Raw genomic sequence first — 14,114 nt, 5'->3', positions numbered from 1 at the left:
ATCTTCCTTCATGCGGACCGGGATGGCGAGGCGGCGGGCCGCGTCGTGGCGGGTGGTCGGTCAGCGGACGCCCAGGGCACGCAGCGTCTTGAACGTCCGGGTCAGGATCCGCGCCCAGTGCTCGTGCTCGATTCCGCGGGGCGGGGTGAAGCCCTGGAGGCGCTGGTGGGCGACGGTCTGGGCTTCGGTGTACTTGAGCAGCCCGTCGGCGCCGTGACGGCGACCGAGGCCCGAGTCGCCCATGCCGCCCATGGGGGCGTCGATGCTGCCCCAGGCGGCGGCGAACGCCTCGTTGACGTTGACGGTGCCCGCGTGCAGGCGTCCCGCGACCTTGCGGGCCTCGGCGCCGTTGCGGCCCCAGACGCTCGCGTTGAGGCCGTACGGCGTGGCGTTGGCCATCGCCACCGCTTCGTCGACCGACCGGTAGCGGTAGATCGACACCACCGGGCCGAACGTCTCGTGGTCGAACAGCGTCATCTCCGGGGTCACATCGGCCAGGATCGTCGGCTCGTAGAACAGTGGCCCGAGGTCGGGCCGGGCCTTGCCTCCGGCCAGTACGGTGGCGCCTTTCGACACCGCGTCGTCGACGTGGGAGCTGACGGTGTCGAGCTGCGAGGGAGTGGTGAGCGAGCCCATGTCCATCGAGAAGTCGTAGGCGGCGCCCAGGCGCATGGCCCGGGTGCGTTCGGCGAACGCGGTGACGAACGCGTCGTGGATCTCGTCGGCGACGTAGAGCCGCTCGATGGACACGCACAGCTGGCCGGCCGAGGGGAAGCAAGCGGCGACGGCGCCGGCGGCGGCCTTGTCGAGTTCGGCGTCGGCGAGGACGACCATGGCGTTCTTGCCGCCGAGCTCCAGGGACGCGCCGATCAGCCGTTCACCCGCATCGCGCGCGATCTGGCGCCCGCTGGCGGTGGAGCCGGTGAACATCATGTAGTCCCCGCCGGCCATGAGCGCGTCTCCGATGGAGCTGCCACGGCCGACCACCATCTGCCAGACGTCGGTCGGCAGTCCGGCCTCGCGCATCAGGTCCAGCGCCCACAGTGCGGTCAGGGCGGTCTGGGTGTCAGGCTTCTGTACGACGGCGTTGCCGGCCATAAGGGCCGGGAGGGCGTCGCCGGCGGCCATGCTGAGCGGGTAGTTCCAGGGCGAGATGACGGTGACGACGCCCTTGGGGTGGTGCAGCTCGGTGGTGTGGGTCAGCACCGGGATCGCGCCCTTGCGGCGCTTCGGTGAGAGCAGCCGCCGTGCGCTGCGCGCGTAGTAGCGAGCGGTGATCGCGATGTCGCTCACCTCGAGGAACGCGTCGCGACGGGTCTTGCCGCTCTCAGCCTGCATCAGGTCGAGGGCTTCCTCCTGCCGCTGGAGGACGAGGTCGTGGAAGCGCAGCATGATGCGCTTGCGGTCGGCCACCGTGGTGGCCGCCCAGCCGGCCTGGGCGGCGCGCGCCCGGGCGAAGGCCTCCTCGACGTCGCCGGGGGCGGAGACCGGCAGGTCCGCGAGCGGTGCGCCGGTGTACGGGGAGGTCGTGGCGACCCGCTGGGCGCGGGCACTGGCGGCTACCAGGGCAGCCAGGCGGGCGACCCGGGCCGGTGTCAGCCAGGCCGGGAGGGCGGCCTCGGCGGGGGCGGTGTGCGTGGTGGTCATCGCGGTCTCAGCTCCGGTCCTGGATGGAGGTGGGCACAGGCATGTGGAGCGCCAGCTGGCCCTCGGTGGTGACGTCGAGCTGGATCGTCCGGATCGGCTTCAGCGAGCGCAGGTCGTCGCTCATCCGGCCCTCACCGAGCTGCAGGTCAAGGCGGCGGGGGAACCGCGTGGTGCCCGAGGAGAGCATGTTGATCTGGCTGGTCGTGGAGTGCCAGCCGCCGTCGATCGTGGTGTAGGAGGTCAGGGTCGAGACGTGTGCGCCGGTGGGTCGGGCGGTCTGTTTCGGGGTGGGCGCCGACAGGGCGAGGTCAAGGCCGCCCTGGTCGTTGGCGACCCTGGCGGAGGTGCGCTCGGTGTCGATGTCGACGTCGAGTTCGGTGACCCACTTGGGGAAACCGTAGCCGTCGTGGCCGCGCACCTGTGCGATCTCGGTGTTGACCGGCAGCGAGAGCACGTAGGAGTGCAGGGAGTCGTTCTTGAGTCCGGTGACCAGGTCGAGCAGGCCCAGCCCACCGTGCCGGGCCGGCTTCACGGCGACGCCGACCGCGGCCTCGGTATAGAAGTCGATGTCGCACACGTCGTACCGGAAGGCCATCACGGAGACGATGCCGAGCCCCGGGGCGATCTCGAGCGGGTCCAGCTCGCGGGGCAGGCGGGTCCGGATCGCCTTGGTCGGCGCGAGCATCGTGAGCCGGGTCGTGGAGATGCGGTAGTAGAAGTTCGGCGTCAGCGTGGGTCCGATGCGGGAGTCCACGCGGCTCTTCGGCATCCGGCGGAAGAAGTCGACGCTGCTGACCCGCGGGTCCCGCTCGACCTCGTCGAGGTCGGTGTCCATGCGGAACCGGTCATAGAGGCCGCCTTCAGGGACGATGACGGGACGCCCCCCGAGATCGACCTCTACGGTCCGGTCGGTCGGCTTGGTGGTCGATGCCATGGACGCTCTCCTCCAATGTAAGCGGCGTTAACACCGAGCATGACACCGGGATGTGAGCACCGTCAACAATGGAGTATGCGAGGCGCGCGACGGGCGGACGGTGCGCGTCAGGAGCCGACCGACGTGATCGCAAGGAAGGCGCTGCGCACCCGGTCGGCGACCTCCTCGCCCGACGCGGCCTGCAGCTTGCCGTCGAGGTACAGACAGGCCAGCCCGTGGGCCAGGGCCCAGCCGGCCGAGGCCAGGGCCGAGGCGTCCGCGTCGGGGAAGACGTGATCGAGCGCGTCGGCCAGCAGATCGTGCAGGGCGTCGGCGGCCTTGACCCGCTCGTCGTCGGCGTCGTCGCACGGCTTGCCGAACATCACACGGAACAGAGCCGGGCGCCGCAGCGCAAAGGCGACATAGGCGACGGCGAACTCGGCCAGGTCCGGGAGCGAGACGGGCAGACCGCGCCCGCCGCCCAGGTCGGCCAGCAGCTCCCGGAAGCCCTCGACGGCCAGCGCGGACTCCAGGGCGTCGCGGTCCTTGAAGTGGCGATACGGCGCGGTCGGCGACACGCCGGCCCGGCGTGCGACGGCACGCAGCGAGAAGGGCTCGCCACCCTCCAGCATCTCCATCGCGGTCGACAGCAGCGCCGCCCGCAGATCGCCGTGATGGTAGCCACTCTTCTCCGAAGTTGACACTGCTTACTTCGCCCTCCTACGCTGTGTGAGCACTGTAAACATATCGTACGTCCGGAGGAACCAAGGCCCGATGTCCCCACGCACGCATGAGCGCCCCTTCCACGTCGTGCTCCTCGGCTCCACCGGCTCCACCGGCTTCACCGGCGCTCTGGCCGCCAAGTACCTCGCTGCCCATTTCCCTCCCGGCGCCAGGCTCGCCCTGGCCGGACGCAACCAGGCCAAGCTGGATGCCGTTCGCGACCGTCTCCTCCGGATCAACCAGCAGCTGGACGACATCGCGCTGCTCCACGCCGACTCCTCGGATGAGCAGTCCCTGGCCCGCGTCGCCGAGTCCACGCGGGTCGTGATCACCACGGTCGGCCCCTACCTGGAGTACGGCGAACCACTGGTCGCGGCCTGCGCTGCGGCCGGCACGGACTACGTCGACCTCACCGGCGAGCCCGAGTTCGTCGACCGGATGTACGTCGAGCACCACGCGACCGCCGAGCGGACCGGTGCTCGCATCGTCCACGCCTGCGGCTTCGACTCGATCCCGCACGACCTCGGTGTGCTCTTCACCGTCCAGCAGCTCCCGGCCGGGGTACCGGTGACCCTTCGAGGAGTGGTCCGCACCAACGCCACCATCTCCGGCGGCACGCTGCACTCCGGTCTCGGCCAGCTGTCGCGACCGCGCGCAATGCTGCAGGCCGCGGCCGGACGTCGCCGTCTCGAGCCGCGACCGCGCGGACGACAGGTCCGCACCCGCATCGGCCGCCCCCACCGCGACCGAACGCTCGGGACCTGGCTGATCCCGCTGCCCACGATCGACCCCGACGTCGTACGACGCTCCGCGCTCGCTCGCCCGGACTACGGGCCCGACTTCACCTACTCCCCCTACGCCGGGGTCCGCCGTGTCGCGACCGTCGCCGGCGCACTGGCCGGCTCCGCCGTAGCCCTGGCAGCCGTGCAGGTCCCGTTCCTGCGCCGCGCCATCGGCCGACGCATCCCCCAAGGCGAGGGTCCCTCGGCGGAGCGGCGCGATCGCACCTGGTTCACCGTCGACATCATCGGCGAGGGCGGCGGCCGGACCGTACACACCCAGGTCAGAGGTGCAGACCCCGGCTACACCGAGACAGCCAAGATGCTGGCCGAGTCGGCGTTGTCCCTCGCCTTCGACGACAACCCACCCACCGCCGGCCAGGTCACCACCGCCACCGCGATGGGAGAGAACCTCCTGCGCCGCCTCGGCGACGCCGACATCTCCTTCACCGTGATCACCTCGCAGACGGCGACCCATGCCGAACGGTGAAAAGGGCGGCACCAGCACGCCGATCGTTCTCATCTCGCCGGCGATGGCCATCGGCTCCGGCTACTACCGACCACTGGTCGCCGAATTCGAGCGACACGGGTGGCAAGCCCGAGCGCTGCGCCGACGAGGGTTCGAGCGCGGCGAACCACGCGCGAGCCGACGCGAGGACTGGGCCTACCGCGACGAGATCGACGACATCGCACAATCCGTCGCCGCAGCGCGGGCAGAGTCACCCGCGCGGCCAGTACTCCTCCTCGGTCACAGCCTCGGGGGACAGCTCGTAGCCGGACACGAGCTCACCCGTCCGCCGACCGACGGGGTGATCACGGTCGCCGGCGCGATCCCGCACTACCGGAACTTCCCCTTTGGGGGCCTCCACGTCGCCGCCATGGCGGCACTGGTGGTCCCGGCGATGACGACGGTGTTCGGCTACCTCCCCAAGCCGGCGTTCGGCGGCCCCGGGGCGCGCACTTTGATGCGGGAATGGGCCCGCATGGTGCTCACCGGCCGACCGCCGTACGCGGTCGACCAGCCGATCACCACACCGGCCCTCGTCATCAGCCTGGACAACGATGCGTTGTCGCCGCTCAAGGCTGTCGACGGCCTGGTTCATCGCCTCTTCTCGCCGGCCTCGATGACACGCTGGCACTACGCGAGCGACCAGGTACCCGAAGGCTCGACCAACGACCACATCGGCTGGGTCCGCACCCCGGCCACTGTGGTCGACCGCATCGTCACGTGGTGGCATGGCACTCCTCGCAGTTGAGCTGCCGTCGGCACCCACACCATCCATCTCAAGGGAGACCCCATGCAGACCGTTCTCGGCGCCGGCGGACCGATCGCCGACGAGCTCGTGAACGAGCTCCACCGCAGTCACACCAAGGACATCCGCCTCGTCAGCCGCAAGCCGTCGAGGGTGAACGACACCGATGAGCTCGTGGCCGCAGACCTCACCGACTCCGACGCCACCAGCCGTGCCGTCGCGGGCAGCGATATCGCCTACCTCACCGTTGGCCTGCCCCTGGACTCGGAGCTGTGGGAGCGACAGTTCCCCGTCATGATGCGCAACGTCGTCGACGCCTGCGCCGAACACGGCACAAAGCTCGTCTTCTTCGACAACACCTACATGTATCCCGGAACGCCGACGCCCCAGACCGAGTCGACCGCATTCGCACCGGGCGGACGCAAGGGACGGGTCCGCGGACAGATCGCCACCATGCTGCTCGAGGCCATGCGGGCCGGCCGGGTGGAAGCCCTGATCGGCCGGGCGCCCGAGTTCTACGGTCCGGGCCGGACGAAGAGCTACACGAACTCGCTGGTGTTCGACCGGATCGAGGCGGGCAAGCAGCCGTTCGTCCCCGTCGACGCCCAAGCCAAGCGTTCCCTGATCTGGACCCCGGACGCGAGCCGAGCTCTCGCCCTTCTCGGCAACACGCCGGACGCCTACGGCCAGACGTGGCACCTGCCCGTCGACCCGGACCGCAAGTCCTACGCACAGCTCATCGAGATCGCCGGCGAGGTCGCCGGCCGAAAGATCGGCTACACGGTACTGCCGATGCTCGCCTTCCGTCTCGGGCGCCGCTTCGTCAAGCCGCTCGACGAGATGTTCGAGCTGCTTGTCCGCTACCGCGACGACAACATCTTCGACAGCTCGAAGTTCGCGGCCCGCTTTCCTGAATTCCAGGTCACCAGCTACCGGGAAGGCGTGGAGCGGATCCTCGCCGGCTGACTCGCCGACAGCGCCTCGGGTCGGCTGACTCGTGCCGCGATGCCGAACCGGCGCCGGTACTCCGACGGCGTGACGCCCGTGGCGCGCTGGAAGAGCCGACGGAAGTTCGACACGTCCAGGTAGCCGACGCCGCGGGAGATCTGGGCGACCGGCTCGTTGGTCAGCTCCAGCAGCTCACGTGCCTTCGCGATGCGCGCCGCCTGGATGTATTCCGTCGCAGTCAGGCCCGTAGCCTCCTTGAACCGTCGCTGGAAGGTGCGCGGGTGCATAGCCGCGGACTGCGCGAGGTGCTCGACGGAGTGGGGCTCGTTCAGGCAGGCGTGCAGCCGGGCCTGCACCTCACGGATGTCGCTGTCGCCGTGCTGGAGCCGGGGCGTGAACTCCTGGTAGAGGGACTGCCGTCGGCGCGGCGGGTCGGCGAGGGCAAAACGTGCCGTGTGCAGCATGACGCTGGGGCCGAGCATCCGGTCGACGAGGGTGAGGCCCAGGTCGACCCACGCCAGGATCCCCGCGGCCGTCATGATGTCGACGTCGTCGATCACCATGCGTGAGGCGTCCACGCGAACCTTCGGGTATCGGCGCGCCAGCTCCTCGGCGAACGCCCAGTGGGTCGTGGCGTCCCGGGAGTCGAGCAGGTGGGTCTCGGCGAGGACGAAGACGCCGGCGCACACGGCACACAGGGTGGTGCCCTCGCACCGGAGTCCGACGAGCCAATCGGTGAGCTCGCCGACCGACGCCATCAGCTCCGGTACGACGAGGCTCGGCGGGATGATGACATGGCTGAGCCGGTGCACGCGCTCAGGATGAGTGTCCGAGGTGCACACCATGACCGGCCCTTCGTCGGTCGCGGACACCGACCAGGTGCTGACCCGGATCACGCTCGGAGGATCGGCCGACCCCACGGCGTACTCGCTGGCGACACGGAAGATGTCCCTGAGGCCATGGATCGCCGACACCTGACAGTCGTTGTACTCCAGCAGGCCGACCTCACCGACGACCTGCGCTCCGGTCGAGTCGACGTGTGGACCTGTCGCGGTCGGGCTCATCGTGTCTCCTCCAAGTCCGTGGTCGGCGCAGCGATCGGGCGGCAGACCTTTCGAGTCTGCCGCCCATGTTCCTGTTCCTGGCTGTGGTCACTCCTGGTGGAGAGCCTCTCGCAGCGCGTCGACGGACAGCTTCCGTGCGACGTTGGTGGCCGGGGTGTCCCGCAGGCTGTCCAAGAGCATGAAGTCGTGGACGGTCCCGCTGACGCGGACGGCCGTCACCTCGACGCCGGCCTCACGGAGCTTGTTGGCGTAGAGCTCGCCCCCGTCCCGAAGGACGTCGGCCTCCGCCGTGATGACGAGGGCGGGCGGCAGCCCCTTGAGGTCTTCGAGGGTGGCCCGCAGAGGCGAGGCGTACTTCTCCTCGCGCTTGGCCTCGTCGGTCGTGTACGCGTCCCAAAACCACTTCATCCCGTCGCGGGTGAGGTAGTAGTGCTCCGCGAACTGGTGGTAGGACTGCGTGTCGAAGTCCGGCCCGGTCACGGGGTAGAGCAGGATCTGCGCCTTGAGCGCGAGCCCGCCGCGGTCCTTGTTCATCTGTGCGAAGACCGCGGACATGCATCCGCCGACCGACTCGCCGGCGACGGCGACGCGGGAGGTGTCGAGGCCGTGGTCGGCGCCGTTCTTCTGCAGCCACTGGCCGACGGCGTAGTTCTGCTCGACCTGCGTGGGGTAGCCCTTCTCGGGCGCCCAGTCGTAGACCGGGAAGACGCCGGCGGCACCGGCCCCGATGGTGAGCTCGCGGAAGAGGCGGTCGTGGGTCTTGTCGTCGCCGAAGACCCAACCGGCGCCGTGGATGTAGAAGACCACGGGCAGCGGGCCCGTGGCGCCCTTGGGCTTGATGATGCGGGTGCGGACGGTGCCCCACTCGCCGGCGTCGACGTCGACCCACTCCTCGTCGACGTCCGGGCGCTCGACGCCCTCGCCGTTCTGTAGGTCGCTGAGGATCTTACGCCCTTCTTCGGGCGGAAGCTCGTAGATCCGCGGGTGTGGGTCGGTGGCGTCGGCAAGCTCCCTGGCCTCGGGCTCCAGGTACGGCGTGGTGGGGGCTGGAAGGTCAGTCATCGTTGGTCCTTTCCTCGCATGCTGGTCGCTTGCCTCATCGACGCTATGGGCGGTCCGCATCCAGGCCGAGTGCCGCGAACGACTCCCTTCGCGGTGATCGCGACACTCGTTCCGAGGTGCGGCTGACGAGCGGAAAATCGGGCGAGCAGAGAACGGGAGACCCCGGAGTGCGGCCCGACCGGGGGGCTCTCACCTCAGCAAGCTCCAGTCGCAGCGCAAAGCGGCTCCGCCCATGAGTGCTGCTGGTGAATGGACATGGCGCATTTCCGGAGGAGGCCTCCTCTTCCCTACAGGGTCCGACTCGCCGGCGTTGATCGCATTCGGTGATACGGGTGGGAGCGGTGTGCCCGCATGCGCACGGAGCAGGTCCCGCAGAGTCGCCGCTGGGTCGTCTGGGAACCGCGGCCGTACACGAAACCGCCTAAGACACCGTTTCTGATGGCGTGATCGCTCGTTGAGCCGTGCATGACGGATCTGGTGGAGCGGTTGGTGCCGGACGAGTTGTGGACGCTGTTTCGGCGGGTAGTCCCGCCGACGAAGGTCATACGCCCGCAGGGCGGCGGCAAACGGAGGGCCGGTGACCGCGAATGCCTGGCAGCGGTCATCTTCGTCGCCACCTCGGGTTGCACCTGGCGGCCGCTGCCGCCGGTGTTCGGGCCGGCCTGGCCCACCGTCTACCGGCGCTTCGCCCAGTGGAGCCGGGACCGGGTCTGGGCCAGGCTGCACCGGGTCATCCTCGACGAACTCGGCGCCCGGGGCGAGCTGGACTGGTCGCGGTGCGCGATCGACTCCGTCAGCATCCGGGCGGCAAAAGGGGGCCCTTGACCGGACCGAATCCGACCGACCGCGGCAAGTTGGGATCGAAAATCCACCTCATCACCGACCGGAACGGCGTGCCGCTGTCGCTGGGCATCTCCGGCGCGAACATGCACGACAGCCTCGGCCTGCAGCCGCTCGTGCGCGGCATCCCGCCCATCCGCTCCCGCCGAGGCCCGCGCCGCCGGCGCCCGGCCAAGCTCCATGCCGACAAGGGCTACGACTACGACCACCTGCGGAAATGGCTTCGTGAGCGTCGCATTCGCCACCGTATCGCCCGCAAGGGCATCGAGTCCTCCACGCGGCTCGGCCGACACCGCTGGGTCGTCGAGAGAACGGTCTCCTGGCTGGCCGGATGCCGACGCCTGCACCGCCGCTACGAGCGCAAGGCTGAGCACTTCCTGGCCTTCGTCGGCATCGCCGCAACCCTCATCTGCTACCGCCGACTCACCAACTGAAACGATGTCTAATACTCCGGCCGCCTGGCCACGCTGAGGATCGAGCAGCACGAAGCCCCGGGAATCTGCCATGACCACCCGGGGCTTCTCTGTACACGTGTACATCAGGCTCAACGAGCCGGTCCCGGCCCGGTCACCGGCTCCGGGTAGTGCTCCCGTCGGCGCCGAGGCGCACCCACTTCTCACGGCGCTGTAGTGCGAATGAGTTCTCCTTCGGCATGGCCGCCGGGGCTGGCGCGCTCGTCGCCTCGGTCGTCGCCTACCGCCGGCAGCGCGTCGACGAGGGCGGCGTCCACCGGGAAGCCACCCGGCTCTACACCGAGCGCTTCCCCCAGGCCGTCGAACAGCTCGGCTCCGACTCCGCCGGAGGCCCGGTGGATCATGCGTATCCGGGCGGCGAGCTGAGCGTCGGCAGCCTGGCGGGCGGCCCGCAGCGGCGCCAGTGGTAGAAGCTCGAGCGGGCGACGCCCAGGATGCGGCACAACCGCTTCACGCCGTAACGGCGCTGGTGGTCCTCAACGGACTGGCAGCGGTTCACCGGCCCGTCTCCGAGGCGAAATAGCGGGCTGCCTTGCGCAGGATCTCCCGTTCCTTCTTCAGCTCGGCGTTCTCCCACCGCAAGGCAGCGACCTCGGCCCCAGAGCCGACGGCGCCGCCGGCAGTGCCATCCGCGCCACCGCCCGGCGGTCGCGCGGACGGCTGGCGCCCGCCTCCCGGATCCAGTTGCGCAGCGTCTCTGGGTTCACCTCCAGGTCGGCGGCGATCTGCTTGATCGTCGCCTCGGGGTGCGACTCGTACAACGCGACCGCGTCCGCCTTGAACTCCGGCGGATAGTTCATGACCACGACACGTCCGTTTCTCAGATCCTCAAGATCCGTTGTCTCGAGTGTCCAAGATCAGGGGTGAGGGCCTGCCTGCTTTTCGAGGCTGTGCAGTTTCAGGGACGCGTACAGCTTGCTCATGTCGACGTTGTTCGTCGCGATGTAACGGCCGTGCACCGGCCAGGAGGCCGTTCACCGCCGACGGCCCGACAGCGAACCGGGGCACCTCAGATCATCCTCAAGAAGGCGCACATGGCGTTGCCGTTTTTTACGTGCACATGATTGAGTCGTGACTGCTTGGTCACCGACCGGATCAAGTACTTGACCACATAGTGGGGGGATTCAACATGCCGCTTGGCATACGTAGATTCGCTATGGCAGGAGCCATGACGTTGGGGGCGGGGCTGCTGCTCGCACCGTCTGCGGCCGCGAGTGAGGCCAGCCCGCAGGGCTGCCCGCCGGATGTCTGGTACAAGGTGGTCTCATCGGGCGCTTCTTACGAAGCGATCGGCAGCACCGCCGGCAAGTACAACGCGAGTTCCACCTCGGCCATCCTGCGCTACGACCTGACCACCACCAAGTCGAAGCAGACCACTTGGAGCGCCGAACTCGGGGGCAGTGTGGACTTCGGAGTCGGGCAGGTGGAGGCCAAGACGAAGTACGACGTCACCAAGGCAACCACCAGCGGTAAGACGGTCTCGAACACCCTGAACGTTCCTGGCAAGAGCTACGGATACACGACACCGAAGATCGAACGCCGGAAGTTCACCATCGAGAAGTACCAGGACACCGCCAACTGCGACGCGCGCTTCCTCGGTAACATGGGAAGCCTGGGCGGAATCACTGCCTACCCGTTCTTCTCGGAGTGCACGGCCAAGGGCGCGTGCACGCCCAAGCCGTAACCCTGCGGCAGCCGGGGCGGGATGACCGCTCGCCCCGGCACACGACGGTACCTCTGACGATGCTGGGGGAAGCGCGATGGTCCGGAAGCTGACTCACACCCCTGTTCGCTTGCGTGGGCGTGGCGCTCTGGTCGGGGGTGTGGGTGTCCTCGCGGTGCTGGCTGCCGCGTGCGGACCTGGCGGGAGCGGCGACAGCCGGTCCTCTCCACCTCGCGATGTCGTAGTCGACCTGGGTGGTGAGGTGGCCGTCCTGAAGGACCTGAACGCTCGCCCCCGGATCGTCGGGGAGCGACCGGCCGGAGCCGAAGATGCAGATGCTTATCGCTTGGGCAGTCCACGACAGCTTGCCTCGGGAGTAGTTGTCGGCATACGCGATGGCGGAGTTGTCGCCATAGAGCCGCGTACCCCCGGTCAGGCGGTCCTTCTCGGTCAAGCAAGCGCTTGGTTCCCAAGCGCCGACGGCAAGCACCTGTGGGCTGTTACGGAAGAACCGGCGGATACCGCGTGCACCGGCCAAGAGCTGCCGCAGTCGGTCTCCGTCCGCTTCACCGTCAGCAGGTACGAGACCTCCGGGCACCCGTCCCGTACGAAGCTGACGCTGCCCTGCGGTATGCGCCCGGTCGCCGATACGCCTGAAGGCCTGCTCGCTGAGCGCACCACCGGTGACGCAGGCGGAACCGGATCGGGCGCGCGAGCGGTGACCGACGTCGTCGTCCTCAACGCGCGGGCGGATGCGGCTGTGACGACTGTCGCCACCAACGCCAGTGCGGTTGCCTCTGCGGACAACCGCGTGATCTGGCGTGATGACGCGTGCGATACGGGGAAATGCACACACTCCTACGATGTGGGAAAGCGTAAGAGCAAGCCCGTTCCCGCTTGCACGGGCGGCGATACCGAGGGCGTAGGCACGCTCGACCCGAGCGGACGCTGGTACGCAAGCGTCCTTGGATCCGACCGCCTGGCAGTCCTTGATCTGGACGAAGGCAAGTGCGGTGAAATCGACGCATTGTCCGCTACCGAGTCCAGCGATCTGGAACAGACGTTCGCTTTTGCCTGGGCGGGGGAGAACCTGATGCTGCTTGATCAGCGATCCGGGGCTCTCACCTCCGTGGATGCTTCGTCCAACAAGATCGACCAACGATCTGAACCGCTCTCGGTCGTCAACCAGGCCCAGATCTGGGGCGCGGGCACCGCCTGAGCTTGTTCTTTAACCTTTGGCGAAGCCTCAGCGAGACCGGTAGGTTCTCCGCAGTGACCTCGATGGAGACGCTGGGCCTCGCGTCGATGACCGACGAGGCCCAGTTGCGCTGGATAGCCCTGGGAGACACCACCAGGAAGCCGCCCGTCGTCATGCTCCATGGTGGCCCGGGTCTGCCGGACTACCTGGGCGATGTCGCCCCCATGGTCGCGGACCTCGCGCCCGTGTACCGGTATGACCAGCGTGGCACGGGCCGATCCCCGTGGCGGGGGCGCCATTCCTTCGCCCGACATGTCGACGATCTCGCCGAGCTCTTCGACGCATGGGACGTGCCCAAGGACGTTCGCATGCGTGGGTCATGCATGCCCGCAGACACGCGCGCGACTACGAACGGCTCGTCCAACACTCCGAATCGCTCATCACCTGGGCCGCAATCACCTTGATGACCAGGCGCATCACCCGCCGAAGCTCTCGCAGGAGCGGACAGCCGGCCTCCCGCGAGGCCCACCGCGACTGATCCGATCGGCACTGACGGTCAGCAGTGCCACTGAGAAGTCACCGGGACCTCAAGTCAGCCCAATTCTCGCACCACCACGACGACTTCATCAGCGCAACCGGCAACATCGAGACCGGTGTCCTGTTGCCCAGAAATCCCAGGTCGCGCTGCCGGACGACATAGCCGGAGTCTTCCTGCGTCCACCAAGCCGGCACGCTCTGCTCGACGGTCTGTAGTGTGCGGCAATGACAAGAAGCGAGGGGCTCGCGGAGCAGTTGGACTGGTACTGGCGCAAGAACCTGCGGCCACGGCTGGACGGTCTTACCGACGAGGAGTACTTCTGGGAGCCGGTGCGCGGCTGCTGGAGCATCCGCCCACGTGGCACGTCGGCCGCACCGATGTCGGCGGCTTCAGGGGAGTGGACGATGGACTTCGCGTCCCCTGCCCCGGAGCCGGCGCCGGTGACCACGATTGCCTGGCGGCTGGCGCACATCATCGTCTCGTGCCTGGCCTATCGGGTCGAATGGTACTTCGACGGCCAGGACTTCGACGCCGAGGCGTTCGCCTACGCGGGGACCGCTGACGAGGCGCTAAAACAGCTCGATGAGATGTATGGGAGATGGAACGCGGGAGTCCGCGAACTCTCGGACGCCGACCTAGACAATCCGCCCGCGATGGGTCCCGAGCGGTTTCCCATGGAGAACAGGGTCCTGCACGTCAACAGGGAGCTGATCCATCACGGCGCCGAAATTTCCCTGCTGCGCGACCTCTACCGCTGGCAAGACGGAGCCGCACCGCACCGAATATGAGCCGGGTGCGGTGCCAAGCAGCAGTCGACCAGCCGGCCCCGCCACCCAGACCCCGCCGTTCGAAATCTGAGCTGGGCAAACGCCCAGACGCCGCAGGTGGTCATGTCATGCCCAGCTCAGAAACAGGCACTGAGAGGTCGTTTTCACCTGGACTGCACTGGAATGAACCGATTACCGGAGCATGAGGTCGTGGGAATCGTGAGGTGTCAGGTGTGCTTCGGCGTC

The 14,114-nt window shown here is 68.3% G+C and carries 14 protein-coding genes and 1 pseudogene; 9 read left to right on the top strand and 6 right to left on the bottom strand.

Annotated features, from left to right (window positions below):
* Nucleotides 1–60: 60 nt before the first annotated feature.
* The 3 genes from ABZ719_RS33230 to ABZ719_RS33220 form a co-directional block, all read right to left on the bottom strand.
* On the bottom strand, nt 61–1,647 hold the full coding sequence (locus ABZ719_RS33230; protein WP_366728883.1) for a succinic semialdehyde dehydrogenase: 1,587 nt from the start codon (nt 1,645–1,647) through the stop codon (nt 61–63).
* 7 nt (nt 1,648–1,654) lie between these two features.
* A complete protein-coding gene (locus tag ABZ719_RS33225; RefSeq protein ID WP_366728882.1) occupies nt 1,655–2,581 on the bottom strand; it encodes an acetoacetate decarboxylase family protein in 927 nt (308 codons plus the stop codon).
* 107 nt (nt 2,582–2,688) lie between these two features.
* Complete coding sequence (locus ABZ719_RS33220; protein ID WP_366728881.1) at nt 2,689–3,264, bottom strand: TetR/AcrR family transcriptional regulator; 576 nt, start codon at nt 3,262–3,264, stop codon at nt 2,689–2,691.
* Nucleotides 3,265–3,334: 70 nt separating this feature from the next.
* On the opposite strand from ABZ719_RS33220, the gene ABZ719_RS33215 reads away from it, so the two are divergent.
* The 3 genes from ABZ719_RS33215 to ABZ719_RS33205 are packed head-to-tail and all read left to right on the top strand — an operon-like array spanning nt 3,335 to nt 6,281.
* Nucleotides 3,335–4,552, top strand: a complete 1,218-nt coding sequence (locus ABZ719_RS33215) for a saccharopine dehydrogenase NADP-binding domain-containing protein (protein WP_366728880.1) — start codon at nt 3,335–3,337, stop codon at nt 4,550–4,552.
* Nucleotides 4,539–5,318: an alpha/beta fold hydrolase gene (locus tag ABZ719_RS33210; RefSeq protein ID WP_366728879.1), complete on the top strand. Its 780-nt coding sequence runs from the start codon at nt 4,539–4,541 to the stop codon at nt 5,316–5,318. The genes ABZ719_RS33215 and ABZ719_RS33210 overlap by 14 nt, the downstream gene beginning before the upstream one ends.
* Before the next feature lie 42 nt (nt 5,319–5,360).
* Complete coding sequence (locus ABZ719_RS33205) at nt 5,361–6,281, top strand: NAD-dependent epimerase/dehydratase family protein (protein WP_366728878.1); 921 nt, start codon at nt 5,361–5,363, stop codon at nt 6,279–6,281.
* Here ABZ719_RS33205 and ABZ719_RS33200 read toward each other — a convergent pair.
* Nucleotides 6,245–7,327: a helix-turn-helix domain-containing protein gene (locus ABZ719_RS33200; protein ID WP_366728877.1), complete on the bottom strand. Its 1,083-nt coding sequence runs from the start codon at nt 7,325–7,327 to the stop codon at nt 6,245–6,247. The genes ABZ719_RS33205 and ABZ719_RS33200 overlap by 37 nt on opposite strands.
* A gap of 87 nt (nt 7,328–7,414) precedes the next feature.
* Nucleotides 7,415–8,389, bottom strand: coding sequence for an alpha/beta hydrolase (locus ABZ719_RS33195; RefSeq protein WP_366728876.1), 975 nt, complete (start codon nt 8,387–8,389; stop codon nt 7,415–7,417).
* Nucleotides 8,390–8,854: 465 nt separating this feature from the next.
* Between ABZ719_RS33195 and ABZ719_RS33190 the strand changes: the two genes are divergently transcribed.
* Nucleotides 8,855–9,663, top strand: a protein-coding gene (locus ABZ719_RS33190) for an IS5 family transposase (RefSeq protein ID WP_366728875.1) whose coding sequence is annotated in 2 segments (ribosomal slippage) — nt 8,855–9,202 and nt 9,205–9,663 — 807 coding nt in all. Because the reading frame shifts where the segments join, the coding sequence is not laid out codon by codon here.
* A gap of 218 nt (nt 9,664–9,881) precedes the next feature.
* On the top strand, nt 9,882–10,112 hold the full coding sequence (locus tag ABZ719_RS33185) for a hypothetical protein (RefSeq protein WP_366728904.1): 231 nt from the start codon (nt 9,882–9,884) through the stop codon (nt 10,110–10,112).
* Nucleotides 10,113–10,259: 147 nt separating this feature from the next.
* On the opposite strand, the gene ABZ719_RS33180 is transcribed toward ABZ719_RS33185, so the two are convergent.
* Nucleotides 10,260–10,502 (bottom strand): transposase, encoded by a 243-nt coding sequence (locus tag ABZ719_RS33180; protein ID WP_366728874.1) that lies wholly within the window; start codon nt 10,500–10,502, stop codon nt 10,260–10,262.
* Between the two features lie 356 nt (nt 10,503–10,858).
* Here ABZ719_RS33180 and ABZ719_RS33175 point away from each other — a divergent pair, with 356 nt between their 5' ends.
* The 4 genes and pseudogenes from ABZ719_RS33175 (at nt 10,859) to ABZ719_RS33160 (ending at nt 13,889) form a co-directional block, all read left to right on the top strand.
* On the top strand, nt 10,859–11,386 hold the full coding sequence (locus tag ABZ719_RS33175) for a hypothetical protein (RefSeq protein ID WP_366728873.1): 528 nt from the start codon (nt 10,859–10,861) through the stop codon (nt 11,384–11,386).
* 241 nt (nt 11,387–11,627) lie between these two features.
* On the top strand, nt 11,628–12,584 hold the full coding sequence (locus tag ABZ719_RS33170; RefSeq protein WP_366728872.1) for a hypothetical protein: 957 nt from the start codon (nt 11,628–11,630) through the stop codon (nt 12,582–12,584).
* A gap of 340 nt (nt 12,585–12,924) precedes the next feature.
* A pseudogene (locus tag ABZ719_RS33165) lies at nt 12,925–13,047 on the top strand (IS5/IS1182 family transposase); the annotation flags it as partial.
* 278 nt (nt 13,048–13,325) lie between these two features.
* A complete protein-coding gene (locus ABZ719_RS33160; RefSeq protein WP_366728871.1) occupies nt 13,326–13,889 on the top strand; it encodes a DinB family protein in 564 nt (187 codons plus the stop codon).
* The last annotated feature ends 225 nt before the right edge of the window (nt 13,890–14,114 follow it).

It is taken from the genome of Streptomyces sp. NPDC006743, assembly GCF_040703815.1.
Lineage (GTDB): Bacteria > Actinomycetota > Actinomycetes > Streptomycetales > Streptomycetaceae > Streptomyces.
The sequence above is the reverse complement of the archived record's forward strand: the minus strand, read 5'-3'. Positions and strand labels throughout refer to the sequence as shown.